Raw genomic sequence first — 20,079 nt, 5'->3', positions numbered from 1 at the left:
TCAGCGCGCCCGCCTAACCCATTCCCAAGATGCCCCCGGTCTCTCCCGAGCGTCTCAACCGTCTTTCCAGTCCGTCAGGCCGTCTCTCCGACCCGTCAGCACCGCCTCAGCAGCGCCGGTGAAGGGGTATTTACGGATTAGGTCTGGGACCTGCAACCCCCATTTTGAAAAAACTTCACATTTCTCTGCAGATTTCTTCCCGTGTTAATGAAAACAACAGGTTAGCTTTAGAATTCGCCCGTTCGAGTGAGCTCAACCGTGCTTATCGTTAGCAAGAGCTCTGACAGTAGGCGGAATCGTACCCAATGCTTGGTATGCCCGTGGGTCTCGACCCAAATAGAACGCCGCCCGAGTCCCCCCGAGCGGCGCTATCACTGCAATGATCGAGAGCTTAATTCAGATCAAAGCGATCCGCGTTCATCACCTTGTTCCACGCCGAGACAAAGTCACAGACGAATTTGCCTTCGGCATCGGCCTGACCATAGACCTCGGCCAACGCCCGCAGTTGCGAGTTTGAGCCAAAGACAAGATCCACTCGGGTGCCAGTCCACTTGACCTCGCCGCTTGCTCGGTCACGACCCTCATAGACACCTTTACCCGAGGGCTTCCATTCGGTGCTCATGTCCAGCAAGTTGGTGAAGAAGTCGTTGCTCAGCACACCTACACGGTCGGTCAGCACGCCATGCTTGCTGTCGCCAAAATTCGCACCCAACACGCGCAGACCACCCACAAGGGCCGTCATCTCGGGCGCGGAGAGGGTCAGCAACTGCGCGCGGTCGACCAGCAGCTCTTCGGGCGAAACCGTGTAATCCGCTTTTTGATAATTGCGGAACCCGTCGGCGGCAGGTTCAAGCATACCCACGCTTTCGACGTCGGTTTGGTCCTGCGTCGCATCAGTACGACCCGGTGCGAACGGAACCTCGACATCCTGGCCACCGGCTTTGGCCGCCTGTTCGATACCCACGGCACCGGCCAGAACGATCACATCTGCCAGGGACACTTTCTTGTTGCCCGACTGCGCGTCGTTGAACGCTTTCTGAACACCTTCCAGAGCATCCAGCGCTTTGGACAGTTTCAGCGGCTCGTTCACATCCCAGTCTTTCTGCGGCGCAAGACGGATGCGGGCACCATTTGCACCGCCACGCTTATCCGACCCACGGAAGGTCGAGGCCGAGGCCCAAGCGGTCGAGACCAGTTCAGACACAGACAGGTCAGTCGCTGCAATCTTGGCTTTCAGGTCGGCCACATCTGCGTCGTCGACCAGATCGTGATCCACCGCCGGGACGTTATCCTGCCAGATCAGCTCTTCGGTCGGAGCTTCTGGACCAATATAAGCCGAACGCGGACCCATGTCGCGGTGGGTCAGTTTGAACCAGGCGCGAGCGAAAGCATCTGCGAACTCTTCCGGGTTCTCGTGGAAGCGCTTCGAGATCGGGCCATAGATCGGGTCCATGCGCATCGCCATGTCGGCGGTGGTCATCATGGTTTTGACCTTCTTGGATGGATCATGCGCTGCCGGGGCCATGTCTTCTTCTTTGACGTTCACCGGCTCCCATATCCATGCGCCCGAGGGACTTTTGGTAAGGTTCCAGTCATAGCCGAACAGCAGGTCGAAATAGCCGTTGTCCCACTTGATCGGATTCGCGGTCCATGCGCCCTCGATACCCGAGGTCGTAGTGTCATCACCCTTGCCCGAACCAAACTTGTTGATCCAGCCAAAGCCCATCTCTTCAATCGGGGCGGCTTCGGGGTCGGGCCCGACCAGATCGGGGTCACCTGCACCGTGGGCTTTACCGAAGGTGTGGCCCCCGGCGACCAGCGCGACGGTTTCCTCGTCATTCATTGCCATCCGGCCAAAGGTGTCGCGGATGTCACGGCCCGAGGCCAATACGTTCGGCTCACCATCCGGGCCTTCGGGGTTCACATAGATCAGACCCATCTGCACGGCGGCCAGCGGGTTTTCCAGATCACGCTCACCCGAGTAACGGCTGTGCGGGTTGTCAGTCGGAGCCAGCCATTCGGTTTCCGAACCCCAGTAGATGTCTTCTTCGGGTGCCCAGATGTCTTCACGACCGCCGGCGAACCCAAAGGTCTTGCCGCCCATCGATTCAATCGCGCAGTTCCCGGCCAGAATCATCAGGTCGGCCCAGGAGATCTGGTTGCCGTATTTCTGTTTGATCGGCCACAGCAGACGGCGCGCCTTGTCGAGGTTGCCGTTGTCCGGCCAGCTGTTCAGCGGCGCAAAACGCTGATTGCCGGTCGATGCACCGCCACGGCCGTCCGCGGTCCGGTATGTTCCGGCGCTGTGCCACGCCATGCGGATGAACAGACCTCCATAGTGACCATAGTCTGCCGGCCACCAATCCTGCGAATCTGTCATCAGCGCGTACAGGTCATCTTTCAGCGCCTGATAATCCAGCTTCTGGAATTCTTCGGCATAGTCGAAATCCGGGTCCATCGGATTTGACGCGGGCGCGTGTTGATGAAGGATCGACAGGTTCAATTGGTTTGGCCACCAATCCCGGTTCGACCGGGTTCCTGCTCCATGCATTACGGGGCATCCGCCCACTTTTGGGTTGTCACTTCCGTCCATGTCGATCTCCAATCCTGGCTAAATTCCGGCTCAGTCGCGCGGTGAAAAACTCGGTCGATCAAGAACATATATAGATGACACTTTTACCTCTTTTAGATGCACGACCTGCAATTCGCGCATTCCACCAGAGGTATCGGCGACTCTTGTCTTGTCGCCGCCAGACCTAGCAGATTCAAACCATGCAAATAAGTTTTGTTTATGGATAAGTTTGATAACTAAAAACTATCAAACTTGGTGCCTTGCCACACCACCAAAAACGGTCCGGTTATTGACTGTCGACCATTAAGGACTTCAGACCGACCCTGTAGTTTGGATAAAGCAGCGAGACGCCCAATTCATCCTTGATCCGATCATTCCTGACACGCTTGTTTTCGTTGTAAAAGCTGCGCGCCATGGGGGTCATTTCCGCCTCTTCAAACGACACTTCGGGTGGTAGCGGCAAACCCTGCAGCTCGGCCGCATAGGCGATAACGTCCTGAGGCGGAACCGGTTCGTCATCACACACGTTGTAAACCGCACCCGGATTGGGTGCATTCATGGATGCGTTCAGGACTTGGGCAATGTCTGCCACGTGGATACGTGAAAAGACCTGTCCCGGCTTTATGATACGGCGCATACCCACGCGTTTAAGCTTGGAAAACGGCCCGCGACCGGGGCCGTATATTCCTGCCAGACGGAAAACATGCGTCGGCAACCCCGGAATGCTCTGCCATTGTCTTTCGGCCTGAACCCGCCACTTGCCCCGTTCCGCGGTCGGCGTGGCTGGTGTGGATTCGTCTACCCAAGCACCCTGATGGTCCCCATAGACAGCGGTCGTCGACAAATACCCGACCCATTTGAACTGCGCTGCTCGTTCGGCGATTTCATCCCGCAGTGCCGCCAAAACCGGATCGCCTTTCGCATTCGGTGCCGTCGATATCAGCAGATGCGTTACCCCATCCAGCTGCGGTTCTTGACCCGGCCAGATGACCGGCTCGGCCCCCGAAGCCCGTATAACCGGCGCCTGGGCCGGATCACGCGTTGTGCCCAGAACGCGCCAATTTTGGTGTTGCAACTGACGGGATAAGACCTGCGCCGAATACCCGTGACCGAAGGAAAAGAGAGTGCCTGTCATACGTTCCTAGATGATCGGCAATTTCAGCAGATGCAAGAACTCTGCGCTGCGACACTTGATTCGAATCCCCCATTGCGCCTTTCTTTTGGGCATGAGTGACAAAACACCCGATATCCACGCAGCCTATGCGCTAGAGTCCGCGGAAGACCACAAGCGCCTCTATGCCGAATGGGCTGGGGATTACGACGAAGGTTTTGCCACGTTCGAGGATTATCAACTGCACATCCATACGGCCCGCGCCTTTGTTGCCGCCGGAGGGCAAGGACCTGTGCTTGATGTTGGTGCGGGAACCGGTCTGTGCGGCGCAGTCTTGGCCGGGCTGGGCGTGGGGCCGATTGACGCCACAGATATCAGTCCAGAGATGCTGGATCAGGCCATGCGCAAGGACATCTATCGCGACGCGATTGAAGCTGACCTGAACGAAGGCATACCGGTACCGCGCGACAGCTACTCGGGCATTGTTTCATCCGGCACCTTTACCCACGGCCATCTGGGCCCCCAGGCCTTGCCGGCCCTGTTGCGCGTTGCAAGGCCCGGAGCGCAATTCGCCCTGTCCATCAACGCCCAGCATTATGAAAAACGCGGTTTCGCCGAAGCTCTGCACCGGCTGTCGCAACACCGGATCCGCAATCTTGCTTTGCCCGAAGTCCGCATTTTTGGCGATCTGGCATCCGGGCCCAATAAAGACGACACGGCCCTGATCGCGCTGTTCGAGCGCTGTTGATCCTGTCTATCGGCCTTTCCAAACAGGATCACGCTTTTCGGCAAATGCGCGCGCGCCTTCCAGATTATCTTCGGACCCATAAAGGACATCGACCGTCGGCAATTGGCGCTGCGTGATCCGGTTCATCGCATCCTGAAACTTGGAATCCTCGGCATCGCGCACGATTTCTTTGATTGCGGCGTAAACCAATGGCGGCCCGCTGGCCAAAAGACGCGCCAATTCCCATGCGCGGTCCATCAGCTGATCCCCCGGAACGACCTCATTCACCAGACCCCAGTTTTTCGCCTCGTACGGGTCGAACCAGCGACCCGTCAGCAGAAGTTCCATCGCGACGTGATAAGGGATGCGTTTGGGTAGTTTGACGCTGGCCGCATCGGCAACCGTCCCGGATCGGATTTCCGGCAGCGCGAAACTGGCGTGGTCGGCGGCCAGGATCATGTCTGCGCTCAGCGCCAGTTCCAGCCCACCGCCGCAGGCAATCCCGTTGACCGCCGCAATCACCGGCTTGTTCATGTCCCGCAGTTCCTGCAGCCCGCCAAAGCCACCGACACCATAGTCGCCGTCGACTGCATCGCCATCCGCGGCCGCCTTCAGATCCCAGCCGGGGCAAAAGAACTTCTCGCCGCCGCCGGTCAGGATGGCGACGCGCAGGTCAGGATCATCGCGGAAATCGCGAAACACCTCGCCCATGACCCGGCTGGTCGCCAGATCAATTGCGTTTGCCTTTGGCCGATCCAGAGTGACTTCTAAAATCGCGCCATCGCGTTTGGTTTTGATCGGGGTCATGAGCTTGCCTTTCGGATCAGAGCGTCCACCGCCACCGCACGGTCAAGCGTGCAGATCAGTGGGTTGATTTCAACTTCGCTGACATGGGATGCGTTGGCAATAACATAGGCTTGCACCGCTTCGACCGTGTCCAATATCGATTCCATATCCGCAGCCGGTTTGCCGCGATACCCCGCCAAAAGGGGCGCGCACTTCAACCTGCTCAGCGCGTCTTGCACTACGTCGCGAGAGGATGGGATCAGCAGCGATACGGTGTCGCGCAGAATTTCGGTCAGCACCCCGCCGGCCCCAAGTGTCAGAACATACCCATGGGCAGGGTCGCGGGTCACGCCAACCAGCAATTCGGCAACGCCGCCTTCAGCCATTTCTTCGATCAAAACCTCATCGGTCCCGATTTCCGCTGCGACTTTGGCAACCGCCTCTGCGTGAACGCCCAGACGGACGGCCGCATGTTCCGACTTATGCGCCAGACCGACGCCTTTGACGGCAAAAGGGCCCGTCAGGTTGGCAGACGCGTCCTCGGCCCCTTCCGCCGAAGCCACGACGCTTTGCGGAACACGAACGCCGAATTCGGCCAGCGCCTGTTTTGCTTCTGCTTCGGTCAGCACGTGGTTTGTGTTGGTGTCGGACGGCAACAGAACCGGTTCAGCGTCAGGTGCGCTTGGGCGTGATGCTGCCTCGACCGACGCAAGGGCTTCGTGCAGTCCCGCAAAGGGAACAACGCCCCCTTTCATGAGGCGCAATGCGACATCTTCTGGCAACAACTCCGGCAAGGTGGCCGTCACTGCGAATGGGCGACCGGTCCGGGCGACGCAGTTCAGCGCGGCTTGGGTGGCGCAGTCCCAGTCCGTCGCATCCGTGTGCGGATAGTCCACAATGGCCAGTGTTAGAGCCTGTTCTGGGCTCATCATGGCGCTCCACGCCCGGGTCATCGCCTCTGTGTCACGCCAAATGTAGGTGTGGTAATCGAGCGGGTTCGCCAAAGCCACCATCGGCCCAAGCGCGTCGCGCAGATTGTCTTTTTGCTTTTGCGACAGCGGCGGAAAATGCACGTCACGGTCTTCGGCCATGTCTGCGGCCAGACTGGCCTCTCCGCCCGAACAACTGATCGAGCCCAGCCCGTTGCTGTCCAGCCCACCGGTCACGTGCAACAGTTTGAGGCATTCCAGAAAGCTGGGAATATCATCCAGCCGTGCGATACCAAGACGGTCCAGAAACGCCTGCGCACCTGCGTCTTCGCCCGCCAGCGATGCTGTATGGGAGATCGTCGCCGCCTGTGCATGGGCTGAGCGGCCCATCTTGAGCGCAACGATTGGAACATCCCGGGCCCGCGCCTTTTTGGCCAGCGCTTCCCATTTGCGCAGGTCGCCGAACCCTTCGATATGAACCCCAATCGCCGTGATCCGGTCATCATCCAAAAGCGCTGCAGCAATATCGGCTTGATGGGTTTGCGCCTGATTGCCGCTGGTCAGCATAAAGGCCAGCGGCAAGGCGCGGCGCTGCATCGTCATGTTGATCGCGATGTTTGAGCTTTGGGTCAGGATTGCCACGCCGCGATCCACCGGTCGCATCCCGTGCTGATCCGGCCATACGGCGGCGCGCGCCAACCCGTTGACGAAGCCATAGCAGTTCGGGCCCAGAATCGGCATATCCCCGGCTGCCTGAACCAAACGCGCTTGCAGATTGGCACCTTCGCCATCCTCGGCGCGCGCTTCGGTGAAGCCAGATGCAAAGCACACAGCCCCACCAGCGCCCATGTCGGACAAAGCGGCAACAGCCTCGATCGTTGCGTGGCGGTTGATGCCAACAAAGGCGACGTCGGGGGATGCGGGCAGGTCTTCAAGGCTTGCAAAAGCCGCTTCGCCTGCGAGTGCACCTGCCTTTGGATGAACGGGCCAGATATCGCCCTGAAACCCGAATTTCCGGGCCTGCTCGATCACCGAAATACACCACGCGCCACCGCCGATCACTGCGATGGACGTAGGATGCAAGAGCCGAGTCAGAGAAGACATCAACTGTCCTTCACCGTCACGCACCGAGGGCCCTCAATAGATCGCGGCTGATGATATGACGCTGAATTTCGCTGGTCCCGTCCCAAATCCGTTCGACACGCGCATCGCGCCAGAACCGTTCAAGCGGATAGTCGTCCATCAAGCCCATACCGCCGTGGATCTGGATGGCGGCATCGGTGACACGTGCCAGCATCTCGGTCGCATACAACTTGGCCGAGGCGATCTCGCGGTTGGCAGGCATGCCTTTATCCAGTCGATCCGCAGCCGCCAGCGTCAGCAGATCCGCCGCGTCGATCTCTGTGATCATGTCCGCGATCTGGAACGAAACGCCCTGGAATTTGCCGATCTTCTGGCCGAACTGTTCGCGCGTGGCCGAGTAATCCAGCGCATAATCGAACGCACGGCGCGCGCGGCCCACGGACATCGCTGCGACTGTAATTCGCGTCGCATAGAGCCAGGTATTCATGACGTCGAACCCGCCATCGACCTCACCCAGAACCTGGGCGTCTGGCAGACGACAATCGTCGAAATCCAACACCATGTTCTTGTAGCCGCGATGGCTGACAGACTTGTAGCCGTCGCGGATCGTGAATCCCGGCGTCCCGCGGTCGACAAGAAATGCCGTGATCCGCTTTTTGGGGCCTTTTGGCGTCTGATCCTCGCCGGTCGCGATGAAGACGATGATAAAGTCCGCATGTTCCGCGCCCGAGATGAAATGCTTGGTGCCGTTGACGACCCAGTCACCGCCATCCCGAACAGCCGCACATTTCATACCACGAACGTCCGAGCCGGCACCGGGTTCGGTCATGGCAAGCGCATCCATCTTTTCGCCGCGCACGGCGGGCATCAGATAGCGTTCGACCTGATCGCCCTCACATGCCATCAGAATGTTTTGCGGGCGTCCAAAGAAATGGTTCAGCGCCATGGAACCCCGACCCAACTCGCGTTCGACCAGAGCGAATTCCAGATGGTTCAGCCCTGCACAACCTACGCTTTCAGGAAAGTTGCAGGCGTAAAAACCCAGCTCGATCGTCTTGCGCTTGATCTCATCCGCGATGTCTTGCGGCACTTCACCGGTACGTTCGACCAGCTCCTCATGCGGGTAGATCTCGTTTTCGACAAAGCTGCGAACGGTTGAGACGATCATCTCTTGTTCGTCGGACAATCCATATTGCATCGGGCGACTCCAAATCGGTGTTGCGCGTATCCTGACGTGGCTTGCCATTCGAAGCATGCAGAAATAGACGTTTACCATGCAAAATTGGACTAAATCACCCTCTGCACCGCAGCAAATCGGCGTTCTTCTGTTCGACGGATTCTCGAACCATTGCCTGGCCAACACGGTCGAACCTTTGCGCGCCGCAAACACGCTGGCTAGTCGCAAATTGTACGACTGGCGGTTTCTGTCGCTTGAGGATGGGCCTGTTACATCCTCATCCGGTCTGCAGGTCGCGCCGCACTGGGCGTTACAAACGGCCAGCGGGGACATGCTGATGGTCATGCCCTCTTATGGGTTTCGCGCGCATGGCGGTTGGAGGACTCTTTCAGGGCTGCGTTCGGCGGATCAGCGATTCAAGCTATTGGCGGGTCTGGACACCGGCAGTTGGCTTTTGGCGCAGGCGGGGTTGTTAGACGGGCATCGCGCCACGATTCACTGGGAAGAACTCACCAGCTTTACCGAGCGCTTTCCCGAGGTTGATGCCCGGCGCGAACGGTTTGTCATCGACCGCAACCGGATCACCTGTTCCGGGGCGATGGCGGCCTTTGACCTGGTGTTGCATCTGATCGGGCGGGATCAGGGTCAGGCCTTAGCGCTGGAAGTGTCCCAACTGTTCATGACCCGTGATTCCGCGCGGTCACATAGGGGTGGCGCAGGTGCCACGAGTGGCTATGTCAACAAGGCGCTCGCCCTGATGCAGGAGAACCTGGAATCCCCGCTGCCCATTTCAGAAATCGCCGGGTTGGTCGGGCGATCTCAAAAAGCGTTGTCCGTTCGGATGCAGGCTGAGTTGGGTGCCGGCCCGGCCCAGGTGTACCGACGTTTGCGCCTGAACCTTGCGCGCAAACTGGTGTCCGAGACAGACCTGACTATTGGTGAGGTCGCCCTGCGCGCGGGCTATGACGACCCCAGCGCCCTGACCCGCGCCTTCAAGGCCGAGTTTGGGATCACGCCGCGCGCGCTACGGGCTGATTAGGTGTACATCTGTTTCTTGTATGCCCGCGTTCGAGTCGTCGCCTCGGCCGATCCGTCGTGATAGGTGCCGAACCACTTGTCGAACGGAATTTCCGAGGTGCCGTAGTTGCACTCGAAATACCGGTGGTGCAACTGGTGGAAGAAGTCACCGGCCCGGGCGGCATCCGTGTCCCCCGCCTTGAGCTTTTCAAAGCCAGAGTGGGACAGGACTGGGCTGATTTGCTGAAAGTAGGTGTGGAACAGCACATGCAGCGGGTGCGACGGCACGATCAGGTGGATGAAATAGGTCGTGAAGTACAAAAGGTTCTCGTACCAATGGTTCGAAATCCCCGACCAGGGCCCGATGTTCACATTGCGATGGTGCACGGCGTGGACGTATTTATAGAGCTTCGGGTGATGCTCGAGCCGATGAACCCAATAGAAATGCAGCCCCGACCACATTGGGATGAACACCATCCAGACCACGAACCATACCGGCGCGCCGGACCATGTCACCGTGGGGACATAGCCGTTGGCCATCGCCCAATAGATGATCCACTGATAGACCGTCGCGACGGTCATCGCGCTGCCCAGCGTCCACCAGATATTGTCCAGGACCTGATTTCGAAATGTGAAGGTACCGTTGTTGCGAGTCAGATCTCGGCGGTCGAACTTTTTGTACATGCCCTGCCCTTTGCGCATGTAAAGCCACCAATGCAGCCCACCCGCGATCAGGATCTGCGGCACCATGTTCAGCAGCCAGATGCGAAACATCCATCCCGGCGCAAAGCTTTGCATGGTTTCCAGCGAAGGGAAGAAGAAAGCATAAGCAACGACTGCCAGAGTCAGACACAAGGTCAGGGACGTAATCTGCAGCCACGCGCCGCTGTACCATTTCAGCACGGCAGACGGACGCGGCGGCCAACTAAAAAGTGGGTTCAAACCAACCGGACCTTTGGGGAGATAGTGCCAGCGGGCGGTTTCGGGATCCTGTGCTGTATCAGACATGGCAATTACCCTGTTGAGGTTGTCACGTGGCGTAGTCGGAACCGTCGGCATCCAGCAAGGCCTTGACCTCTCGCAGATGTGCAGCGGCCTGGTCCGGATAGTCATCAAGCTCTTGCGCGGTTTTCTCGGCGATCTCATCGGATAGCACGCGCAAAGGCTGCCCGGTTTGCAGCGCGCGGATATAGGTTTCAGCCGCACGCTCAAAATAATAGAGCCTGTTAAAGGTGTCCGCCGGATCACTGCCAATCACCAGCACCCCGTGATTCCCCATGATCATGACCTTCTTTTTGGGGTCCGACAGCATGGATGCACAGCGTTCCCCTTCGCTTTCAAAAGCAAGCCCGCCGAACTCTTCATCAATGACGTAGCGGTTGTAGAACGTGGCCGTGTTTTGGTCGATCGGAGGCAGCGTGCTATCCGCAAGCGAGGCTAGCACGGTCGCAAAGATCGAATGCACATGCATCACACAGCGCGCATGGGGGCAATGACGATGGATCGACCCATGCAAGCCCCACGCCGTTGGATCGGGTGCACCGGGTTGGGTCATCACATCCGGGTCATTCGCATCCAACACCAGCAGATTGGACGCTTTGATCCGCGCAAAGTGCATCTGGTTCGGGTTCATCAGGAACTGTGTGCCGTCCGGGTTCACGGCCAGACTAAAGTGGTTGGCCACGCCCTCGTTCATGTTCAAACGCTCAACCCAGCGAAAGGTTGCGGCCAGGTCCACGCGTTCGGCCCAGTGGTCAATATTGGCGCGTAGGTTGGTGACGGTCATTCCGGACTCCTTTGCCGATGGCTGAGGGCTTTGGGAAATCGTGCCTGCGACCGCAAAAATTGACCAACGAAAAAAACGCAACTATTCCATTAGCTGAACTAATGGCAAGGTTATGCGCATGCAGAAACCACTTCCTCCGTTGGGTTGGCTCCGCACCTTCGAGGCCGCAGCGCGGCACCTGTCTTTTACCGGCGCTGCACGGGATCTGAACATGACGCAAAGCGCCGTCAGCCAGCAGATCAAATCGTTGGAAGGGTATATTGGCCAGCCGCTGTTCCTGCGTCGACCGCGGGCGCTGGAACTGACTGAGGCGGGGCTGACCTATTTGCCTGTCGTCCGCGAGGCGTTCCGAACTCTGGAACGCGGGACCCGGGCCGTGACAGGAGCCCAACAGAACGCGGTTCAGGTGCAAAGCAACATTACCTTCGCAGTGAACTGGCTGGGGCCCAGACTGCCGAGGTTCCGCGCGGCGCATCCCGAAGTTCAGCTGAACATCTTTACCGAATTGTGGGAGCCACGGGAAATGGCCGAGGGCGCGGCCGTCGAAATCCGCTATTCGTTGCGCCCATCCGATACCGTCCGAACCGAACTGCTGCGAACCGATCACTATTATCCGGTTTGTGCGCCCGGGTACGAAGTAACACTGGAGACTCTGCAGCAACAGCCCTTGTTTGATTGTTCAAATCTGTTGTCGAACTGGCAAAACTGGATCGAAGATCAGAGTCTAACATGGCAAAATCCAGCCGTAACCTATTCCACGACTTATCTTGTCAGTCTTTCAGCCGCGATGGCGGGTGGCGGGTTGTGCCTGACCCATGACACCATCGCAAAGGATCTGATCGCCCAAGGCCGCCTGATCGCACCGTTCGCCTACAGAGCCCAAATGCCAGAGGCTTATTATCTGCTGTTGTCCCCTAGTGCCGAGCATAGCCCCGGAGCGGTGGCATTTGCAGATTGGGTGCGCCGCGAGACCGAGGCTGATCAGGAAAGCTGAGGGGGCTACTCCCGCCCATCATCAATGTCCTGACGGGCATCTCTTCTGGTTGGGCCGGGCAGCGCTGGCGCGCTGCGTGACGGTTTGATGATACCTGTTCACAAGGGGTTGAACCTTCCTTCGCATTCGGGAAAGTTGGGCCATGGAATACACACCCTTCCCAAGTTGGCCCGATGTCGCCCCCCGTTTGATTGCTGTCGCCGCAGGCCGTGAAGCTGCGGATGTGGTCATCCGCGGTGGTATTTGGGTGAATGTGCACAGCCGCGAAACCCTGCCGGGCCACGACATTGCAATCGCAAATGGGCGCGTGGCTTATGTCGGACCTGACGCATCCCATTGCACTGGACCGGAAACACAGATCATCGAGGCCAATGGGCGATACATGATCCCCGGGTTGTGTGACGCGCATATGCATATCGAATCCGGCATGCTCACCCCTGCCGAATTTGCCCGCGCCGTGATTCCGCACGGAACGACCAGTATGTTCACCGACCCGCATGAGATTGCCAATGTGCTGGGCCTAGAGGGCGTGCGCATGATGCATGACGAAGCGATGATGCAGCCAGTGAACATCTTCACCCAGATGCCGTCATGCGCGCCGTCCGCTCCGGGGTTGGAAACCACTGGCTATGAGATCACGGCGGAAGATGTGGCCGAGGCGATGAGCTGGCCGGGCATTATTGGCCTGGGCGAGATGATGAATTTTCCCGGCGTCATCCACGGCGACCCCAAGATGTTGGCCGAAATCGCTGCGACGCAACGTGCTGGTAAGACTGTGGGCGGACACTACGCTTCGCCTGATTTAGGGCCTGATTTCGCGGCGTATGTTGCCGGAGGGCCGGCGGACGATCACGAAGGAACCTGTGAAGAGGACGCCATTGCGCGTGTGCGTCAGGGGATGCGATCGATGATGCGGCTGGGCTCGGCCTGGTACGATGTGGAAAGCCAGATCACGGCGGTGACCGAGAAAGGGCTGGATCCAAGGAATTTCATCCTGTGCACCGACGACTGCCATTCCGGTACGCTGGTCAATGATGGGCATATGAACCGGGTCGTTCGGCACGCCATTGCCTGCGGCTGTGATCCTCTGATCGCTCTACAGATGGCAACGATCAACACCGCCACCCATTTCGGGTTAGAGCGTGAGATCGGCTCAATCACCCCCGGCCGGCGCGCGGATATTATTCTGAGTTCTGACTTGCAGGAACTGCCCATCGAAACTGTGATCGCACGTGGTCAGATCGTGGCCGAAAGCGGCTCTATCTCGGTGGACTGCCCGCATTTTAACTGGCCCGATACCGCACGCAACACCGTTCATCTGGGGCACGCGCTGACTGCGACGGATTTTGAAATCGAAGCGCCTGCTGGGGCCAACCGCGTACAGGCCAACGTAATTGGCGTGGTGGAAAACCAGGCCCCGACCAAGGCCCTGAAAGCCGAGCTGCCAATCATCGGCGGCCTGGTCGAGGGCGAAGGCGATGTCTGCCAAATCGCGCTGGTCGAACGGCATCGTGCGACGGGCGGCGTGACCAACGCCTTTGTCTCTGGCTTTGGGTATCAGGGCAAAATGGCGATGGCCTCGACCGTGGCGCATGACAGCCACCACATGATCGTCGTCGGCACTGACCGCGATCAGATGGCATTGGCCGCGAATCGGCTGGCAGAGGTGGGCGGCGGCATCACCATCTTCCGCGACGGGGAAGAGCTGGCGCTGGTCGAACTGCCCATTGCGGGCCTGATGTCTGACAGCCCGGCTGAAACCGTCGCGGCCAAGGCCGAAGACATGGTTGCCGCAATGGTGGCCTGCGGCTGTACGCTCAACAACGCATATATGCAGCACTCTCTGTTGGCGCTGGTTGTGATCCCGGAACTGCGGATTTCCGACCTTGGCCTTGTGGATGTGCGCAGCTTTAAAAAGATCGATCTTCTGGAACCACTTGCATGACAATAATAAAAACGCCCGACGCCCCGAAAGCTGAACAATTTACTGACCCCAAGGCGGCCGTTGCCCGACTGGAAGAGCTGTATGAGCAAGCAACCCGCTTTCTCTGCGACAGCTTCTCTGACGCGATGGAACAGGGCGCGCCCATTGCGCGCTACAGAGCCTACTACCCAGAGATTCGCATCAGAACGTCATCGTATGCGCAAGTCGACAGCCGGTTGAGTTTCGGCCATGTGTCTGAGCCCGGGATACATGCAACGACTGTCACGCGCCCGGATTTGTTTCGCGCGTATTTGACTCAGCAGATCGCATTGCTGATCAAAAACCACGACCAACCGGTTACGATTGGCCCGTCAGATACACCAATCCCGGTACATTTCGCCGTGGCCAATAACCCCGACCTGCACGTCCCTCAACAAGGCGCGGCCGGGTTCACTCTGCGGGACGTCTTTGACGTTCCGGACCTGACGACCACCAATGATGACATTGTGAACGGCGTGTACGACCCCGATGAGGAGGTCGGACCGTTGTCGTTGTTCACTGCACAACGCGTGGATTACTCGCTGGCACGGCTTGCGCACTACACTGCTACAGATCCAAGCCACTTTCAAAACCACGTGTTGTTCACGAACTACCAGTTCTATGTGTCCGAGTTCGAGAACTATGCCCGCGAACAACTCGCGGACCCGGACAGCGGGTATACCAGCTTTGTTTCAACCGGGAATGTTGAGATCTCTGACCACAAGGCCGAGCTGACCCAACCGCTGAAGCTGCCGCAGATGCCGACCTATCACCTCAAGCGTGAGGATGGATCAGGGATCACTCTGGTGAATATTGGCGTCGGGCCATCGAACGCCAAAACCGCCACAGACCATATCGCAGTATTGCGCCCCCACGCCTGGTTGATGGTTGGCCACTGTGCCGGCTTGCGCAACACGCAGGCCCTTGGGGACTTTGTTCTGGCGCACGCCTATCTGCGTGAGGACAAGGTGCTGGACGATGACCTTCCGGTGTGGGTACCGATCCCTCCGCTGGCCGAAGTTCAGGTCGCGTTGGAACGCGCGGTCGCCGAGGTCACCAAGCTGGAAGGGTATGAACTCAAGCGGATCATGCGCACAGGCACGGTCGCATCCGTCGACAACCGCAACTGGGAACTGCGCGATCAGTCCGGCCCGGTGCAGCGGCTCAGCCAATCCCGGGCCATCGCGCTGGATATGGAAAGCGCCACTATTGCCGCAAACGGTTATCGGTTCCGGGTGCCCTATGGCACTTTGCTGTGCGTTTCTGACAAGCCGTTGCACGGCGAATTGAAGTTGCCAGGCATGGCCTCGGCCTTTTATACCACCCAGGTCAGCCGCCATCTGGCCATCGGAATACAGGCGATGGAACACCTGCGGGGCATGCCGCTCGAGCGTCTGCACAGCCGGAAATTGCGTTCTTTCGACGAAACGGCCTTTCTCTGACGCAAAAAAGCAACGTTTTCCCCATATTTTTAGGGTTTTCGGCGCTACTATTCGTTGTGTTAGCCCACAATATCCCGTTACAGTTACGCGGTGAGGCCCTATGTATCGGGCACGTTAAGGAGACCAAGAAATGGCAAAGCCTATGACAAAGACTCAGCTGGTTGCTGCTCTCGCTGAGGAAATGGGAACCGACAAGAAAGCTGCGAACGCGGCGTTGGAGGCTGTGACCGGCCTGATCACCCGTGAAGTTTCGGCCGGTGGCGCAGTGACCCTGCCCGGCGTGGGCAAAATCTACTGCCGCGAGCGCCCCGAGCGCATGGTGCGTAACCCCGCCACAGGCGAGCAGTTCAAGAAAGAAGCGGACAAAGTGGTCAAGATGACCATTGCGAAAGCTCTGAAAGACAGCGTGAACGGCTGATCCTGCCTTTCACTGCAATGCGATTGAGGGCCGCCTTTTGGGGGCCCTTTTTCGTTTCAACCTTTTTGCCCGGTTTTTTGTCTGCTTTGAGCCCAAAGCAGTCAATCGTTCAACTTTTAAACACTCCAAAAGACTCACGGTGTATCACGATTGTGTGTACTCTCGCCTATGGAGTAAGAGGAGAAAGCTGATGGAAACAAGGGACCCGGCACTTGCGGCGCAATATGCTCAGCGTGCAGTTTTCATTAAGTTAACACTAGGGGGCTTGGCTTATGTGTTGATGGCGGACCACGCACAAGCCCAAAGCGCACAGGCCTGCGTAGAATTAGGGTCTCCCCGGATAGAGTACGCTTCTGGATCTCAAAGCACTCGCATTAATCAAACAATCTCAACGACGGAACGCACGTGTCTCCCGATTCCGAACGGACCGATTACAGGACTTACAATTGGAAACTCCTCAATCACATCTTCAGGTGAAATTGAGTTGTATGTTCCAGGCCAAAACTCCGTTCCAAGCAATGCTTCTGTGTTAACTCTTCTGAATGTTGATGTCGCGGCGGGTAGCGGAGACTTTGTCTCCCGGGAAGCCTTGGCAACAAACATCAACGGGAAGCTCCGAGTGAACCTGATTGAAACGTCGATTGGTTCCGGCAGATCGATGACCTTCGCTCCGTTCAACGGCGCGAATATCGACCCCACTGAAGTCTACTTCCAGTCAGACCGACCGTTAACCTACGACAATCTGACGGTTATGGGGGCTACCGAAGTGGTTTTCGGGGCGTACTATATTCAGACCCGGATTGCTGAGGCTTCCGATTTCACACTGACGAATAGTTCGATTTCCTCAACCAGCGATATGGCGATAGCCGCAGGCACGACTGTTCGCCTCGATACCACGAGCAGTTTGAACACTGTGAACTTTGAGAATTTTGGCACGCTGGCCGGAACGGGGACCGTGAACGCTTTCAACTTCACGGTTAAGAACGGCGGGGTGCTTTCGCCGGGCTCTTCAATTGGGACACTCAACAATAGTGGCGGAATTGACTTTGAAACTGGGTCAAGTCTGCTAAGTGAAGTCGACCCGACGGCCGGGCAGAAAGCTGACTTGGTGTCATCCAGCGGGCCGGTGACGGGAATTGACCGCGCGACTATACAAGTCGAAGCTGCTCGGCCCGGCCTGACTGCGCAAGACTATGCTGCCGGCAACAATTACACGGTTTTTCAAGCCTCAAGGTTTGATGGGGACTCACCGACGCTCGTTGCAGGAGGAACTCTGCCGGCGTTGTCCAGTCTGACTATAGCCAACACGCCGACCACAGATGGTCAGATTGATATCGCATTCACTGCTCAGCCGGTCGCAAGCCTGCCCCAGAACCCGGCAGTTACCAATTCACCAAATGCCAGCAACCTCGCCGGGGCGGTTGCTAACACGACAACGACGTCACCGGGGACAGGGCTTAGCAGTGGCTCAACGGTAGGGGTAGCAGTCAATACTCTCACCAATTCTGGCTTGGCTGGATTCAATCGTGTGCACGCGGAACCCTATTCCTCCAACCTGACCATTGGGCTTGAGCAATTGGACCTGATAACAAACACCGTGCTGAGCCACGCGGACTGCCGCAAGTATCAAGCGGTCGGTTTCGGCAATGAGGATCAACCGGTTGCATCAGGCGAGATCGACACGGCCCAGAGCCCAAGCGGCGCAATAGACTGCTCTGATCGGCGCTGGTGGATCGACACGGCCCATGTGAGCGGCGACGTTGATGGAAGCAACGGCCTCGGGACATTCGACTATTCGCTCGGCACCGTTTTGGTCGGAGCGGATGTCGCAAGTACCAATAGAGGTGTGGTCGGCGTGTACGCGGGCTTCGGTACATCCTCCATGGATGAGCACGATCAAGTCGATCAGGACTTTTCGACAGACAGCTATCACGTGGGCGTTTATGGGCGTACAACAACCGGAACGTGGGAGTTCTCAGGGCTGATCGGCTACATGTTCGGTGAAACGGACGCCAAACGGAACAACCCTTCCGTTGATGGTTTTACGGGAGGCGAGGCTAAATCGGAATTGGACCAAGAGGGAATCCACGCCGGTTTCCACGCACGAAAGCTGTTTAACCTGGACAGCGGTGCAAGGGTTTCTACGGTTTTTGGATTAAACTACGGGCGTATTCAACAAGGTTCAGGCACAGAGACGGGCGGTGGTGATTTCAACTACTCGATTGAAAAAGCGAACGCAGAGTCTCTGGTTGCTTCCATTGGAGTTGATTATCAACGCGACTTCTTGACAGAGAATGGTCTGTTAACTCCAATCGCCTTCGCCCGGTATGAATATGACTTCTTTGCCAACAAAGACAGTGAGCACGAAATCACAGTTACAAGTCCATTGTTCGGAACATTTACACAAGTCGGACAAAACCGAGGCGCCAATGGTTTCGTTGTTGGGCTTGGCTTGGGCTATCAAATATCTGAGCTGGCCAGACTAACGGCAGGATATGGCTATTCTGTTCGCTCCAATGGCCAAGAACATGGCCTCGGAGCAAACTTAAGCGTGCGGTTCTGATTTGTCAGTACGGTTGTTCAAAAATTTAGGAAGCACACGCACCAACTATCGTCGTTGCGACCTCACAAACGAACCCAGTGGACGTCCGCTTTGTCGGCATTGCTGACACACTTTGAATGGAAGTCACTCCAAAAAGAAACGGGCGCCGTAAGCGCCCGTTTCTTTTTCATCGCCAAGGCTGATCAGTGAACCGTCTCAACCTTGTGGAAGTCCAGGTCGCGATCGTCCGGCATCGAGTCGATGCTCAGAACCTCGCGGCGTTTGGCGATCAGGATGTAGACCACGCAAGCCAGATACAGACCGATCACCACTGCACCAATCCACTGGATCTGCAACCACTGGCTTTGGAACAGCAGAGTCAGGGCGAACAGCAGGACTACGTTACCGGCGACGTAGGTTGCTTTGCCGAACCGCTCAACCGTCAGGTTCAGGTTGTCGGTATACAGACGGATCAGTGAGTCGAGCGAGTTGATCACGAACGTCACGCCGACGATTACCATCGCGATGTTCGTCAAGCCTGCGGTGCTGATCTCGTTCAGGTGATAGTAGTACAGAACCGAGAACCAGATCGCGAGCGGGATCGACGGGAAGATCAACAAAGCCGCCAGCAGTTGCCACGTGGTCAGCCCGCCGACAAAGCGCGAGGTGAACTGGCCAATCATGATCGACCATGCAAACCACCAGAACAGGTAGAAGGCGTGGTAGTCGGTCAGCGGCAGGACGAATTTTTGGATGTTGGCAAAGTAAGCGCCAATGTTTGCACCGGTGTCCAGCAGACCGTTCAGACCCATGCCCGCGGCGGCCCACATGCCAATGATCAACGTGAGGAACAGAAAGGTCGAGCCCACGGACAGAATGCGCACATATTTCAGATCGGTCGATGAGTAGGCTGCGGCCAGAATCACCACAAATACAATGATGTAGAAAGTGGTGACGACGGATTCGCCGTCTCCGACATCAGGCAGGTAGCCCGGCAGGTAGATCAGGAACAGGCTGGCAGTAAAGGCACAGGTTCCGATGATCACCACGTTATTGATCAGTTTGACCAGCGGGATCTCAAAGAACTTCACGCGCGGTTCGATGACGCAGAAGTAGAACGCCGTCAGGAAGTAAAACCCCCAAATCAGAAAGCCCCAGAACCCGAACTCGATCGCCAGCGGGTTTGCAAAGGCATAAGCCGGTTCTTCGGCATAACCGCCAAACTCGGTCAGCGGGAACATAATCAGCCCCACGTCCAGACCCGAAGTGAACAGGATCGCGATGAATGTGAACAGGTGCACGGGTGTTACCCCCACACAACGCAGGTTCCACCACTTTACGACAATGAAGGCGACCACGCCCAAGGCCAGCAAGACGCCAAATGACAGAATGTACTCCAGAAGCACCAACATACCTCCTGTGGATTAGTCAGAGTGACGCTCCCATAACTTTAATTGATCAATCAATCAACAAAGGTAGGCGTTCCTTAAACAGCAGACGCAACCTGTGTTTTTTTTGACGCGGATCGCTTG

The 20,079-nt window shown here is 57.5% G+C and carries 15 protein-coding genes; 7 read left to right on the top strand and 8 right to left on the bottom strand.

All coding sequences use genetic code 11. From position 1 onward, the window contains the following. Window positions 1–391: 391 nt before the first annotated feature. Both katG and J7416_RS21865 read right to left on the bottom strand, forming a co-directional pair. Entirely contained in the window at window positions 392–2,593 is a 2,202-nt protein-coding gene (gene katG, locus J7416_RS21870; RefSeq protein ID WP_209227849.1) for a catalase/peroxidase HPI, read from the bottom strand. 265 nt (window positions 2,594–2,858) lie between these two features. Continuing rightward, the gene (locus J7416_RS21865; RefSeq protein ID WP_209227847.1) at window positions 2,859–3,707 is read right to left on the bottom strand and encodes an SDR family oxidoreductase; all 849 of its coding nucleotides are present in this window, start codon (window positions 3,705–3,707) and stop codon (window positions 2,859–2,861) included. 91 nt (window positions 3,708–3,798) lie between these two features. Between J7416_RS21865 and J7416_RS21860 the strand changes: the two genes are divergently transcribed. After that, complete coding sequence (locus J7416_RS21860) at window positions 3,799–4,431, top strand: class I SAM-dependent methyltransferase (protein WP_209227845.1); 633 nt, start codon at window positions 3,799–3,801, stop codon at window positions 4,429–4,431. A 6-nt stretch (window positions 4,432–4,437) separates the two neighbouring features. Here J7416_RS21860 and J7416_RS21855 read toward each other — a convergent pair whose 3' ends face one another. Genes J7416_RS21855 through J7416_RS21845 form a run of 3 tightly spaced genes read right to left on the bottom strand, consistent with a single transcriptional unit; the run spans window position 4,438 to window position 8,406 of the window. After that, window positions 4,438–5,217 carry a carnitinyl-CoA dehydratase gene (locus J7416_RS21855; RefSeq protein ID WP_209227843.1) on the bottom strand — a complete coding sequence of 260 codons (780 nt, stop codon included), beginning with the start codon at window positions 5,215–5,217 and terminating at the stop codon, window positions 4,438–4,440. Further along, entirely contained in the window at window positions 5,214–7,229 is a 2,016-nt protein-coding gene (locus J7416_RS21850; RefSeq protein ID WP_209227841.1) for an acetate--CoA ligase family protein, read from the bottom strand. Before J7416_RS21850 ends, J7416_RS21855 begins: the two co-directional genes overlap by 4 nt. 16 nt (window positions 7,230–7,245) lie before the next feature. After that, entirely contained in the window at window positions 7,246–8,406 is a 1,161-nt protein-coding gene (locus J7416_RS21845) for an acyl-CoA dehydrogenase family protein (RefSeq protein WP_209227839.1), read from the bottom strand. Between the two features lie 76 nt (window positions 8,407–8,482). Between J7416_RS21845 and J7416_RS21840 the strand changes: the two genes are divergently transcribed. Next, window positions 8,483–9,424 carry a GlxA family transcriptional regulator gene (locus tag J7416_RS21840; protein ID WP_209227837.1) on the top strand — a complete coding sequence of 314 codons (942 nt, stop codon included), beginning with the start codon at window positions 8,483–8,485 and terminating at the stop codon, window positions 9,422–9,424. Here the strand turns inward: J7416_RS21840 and J7416_RS21835 are convergent. After that, the gene (locus J7416_RS21835) at window positions 9,421–10,410 is read right to left on the bottom strand and encodes a sterol desaturase family protein (RefSeq protein ID WP_209227835.1); all 990 of its coding nucleotides are present in this window, start codon (window positions 10,408–10,410) and stop codon (window positions 9,421–9,423) included. The two genes, J7416_RS21840 and J7416_RS21835, sit on opposite strands and share 4 nt — an antisense overlap. Before the next feature lie 22 nt (window positions 10,411–10,432). Next, window positions 10,433–11,188: a class II aldolase and adducin N-terminal domain-containing protein gene (locus J7416_RS21830; protein WP_209227833.1), complete on the bottom strand. Its 756-nt coding sequence runs from the start codon at window positions 11,186–11,188 to the stop codon at window positions 10,433–10,435. 118 nt (window positions 11,189–11,306) lie between these two features. On the opposite strand from J7416_RS21830, the gene J7416_RS21825 reads away from it, so the two are divergent. The 5 genes from J7416_RS21825 (at window position 11,307) to J7416_RS21805 (ending at window position 18,568) form a co-directional block, all read left to right on the top strand. Further along, window positions 11,307–12,182, top strand: a complete 876-nt coding sequence (locus tag J7416_RS21825; protein WP_209227831.1) for a LysR substrate-binding domain-containing protein — start codon at window positions 11,307–11,309, stop codon at window positions 12,180–12,182. A 142-nt stretch (window positions 12,183–12,324) separates the two neighbouring features. Further along, entirely contained in the window at window positions 12,325–14,127 is a 1,803-nt protein-coding gene (gene ade, locus J7416_RS21820; RefSeq protein WP_209227829.1) for an adenine deaminase, read from the top strand. Next, the gene (locus tag J7416_RS21815; RefSeq protein ID WP_209227827.1) at window positions 14,124–15,587 is read left to right on the top strand and encodes an AMP nucleosidase; all 1,464 of its coding nucleotides are present in this window, start codon (window positions 14,124–14,126) and stop codon (window positions 15,585–15,587) included. Before ade ends, J7416_RS21815 begins: the two co-directional genes overlap by 4 nt. A gap of 130 nt (window positions 15,588–15,717) precedes the next feature. Then, window positions 15,718–16,005, top strand: a complete 288-nt coding sequence (locus J7416_RS21810) for an HU family DNA-binding protein (protein ID WP_170349467.1) — start codon at window positions 15,718–15,720, stop codon at window positions 16,003–16,005. Window positions 16,006–16,195: 190 nt separating this feature from the next. Then, on the top strand, window positions 16,196–18,568 hold the full coding sequence (locus tag J7416_RS21805; protein ID WP_247744424.1) for an autotransporter outer membrane beta-barrel domain-containing protein: 2,373 nt from the start codon (window positions 16,196–16,198) through the stop codon (window positions 18,566–18,568). 182 nt (window positions 18,569–18,750) lie between these two features. Here the strand turns inward: J7416_RS21805 and J7416_RS21800 are convergent, their stop codons facing one another. After that, window positions 18,751–19,947: a BCCT family transporter gene (locus tag J7416_RS21800; RefSeq protein ID WP_209227851.1), complete on the bottom strand. Its 1,197-nt coding sequence runs from the start codon at window positions 19,945–19,947 to the stop codon at window positions 18,751–18,753. Window positions 19,948–20,079 lie beyond the last annotated feature (132 nt).

The organism is Ruegeria sp. R14_0 (assembly GCF_017743975.1).
Taxonomy (GTDB): domain Bacteria; phylum Pseudomonadota; class Alphaproteobacteria; order Rhodobacterales; family Rhodobacteraceae; genus Ruegeria.
This window is presented reverse-complemented; position numbering and strand designations above follow the sequence as displayed.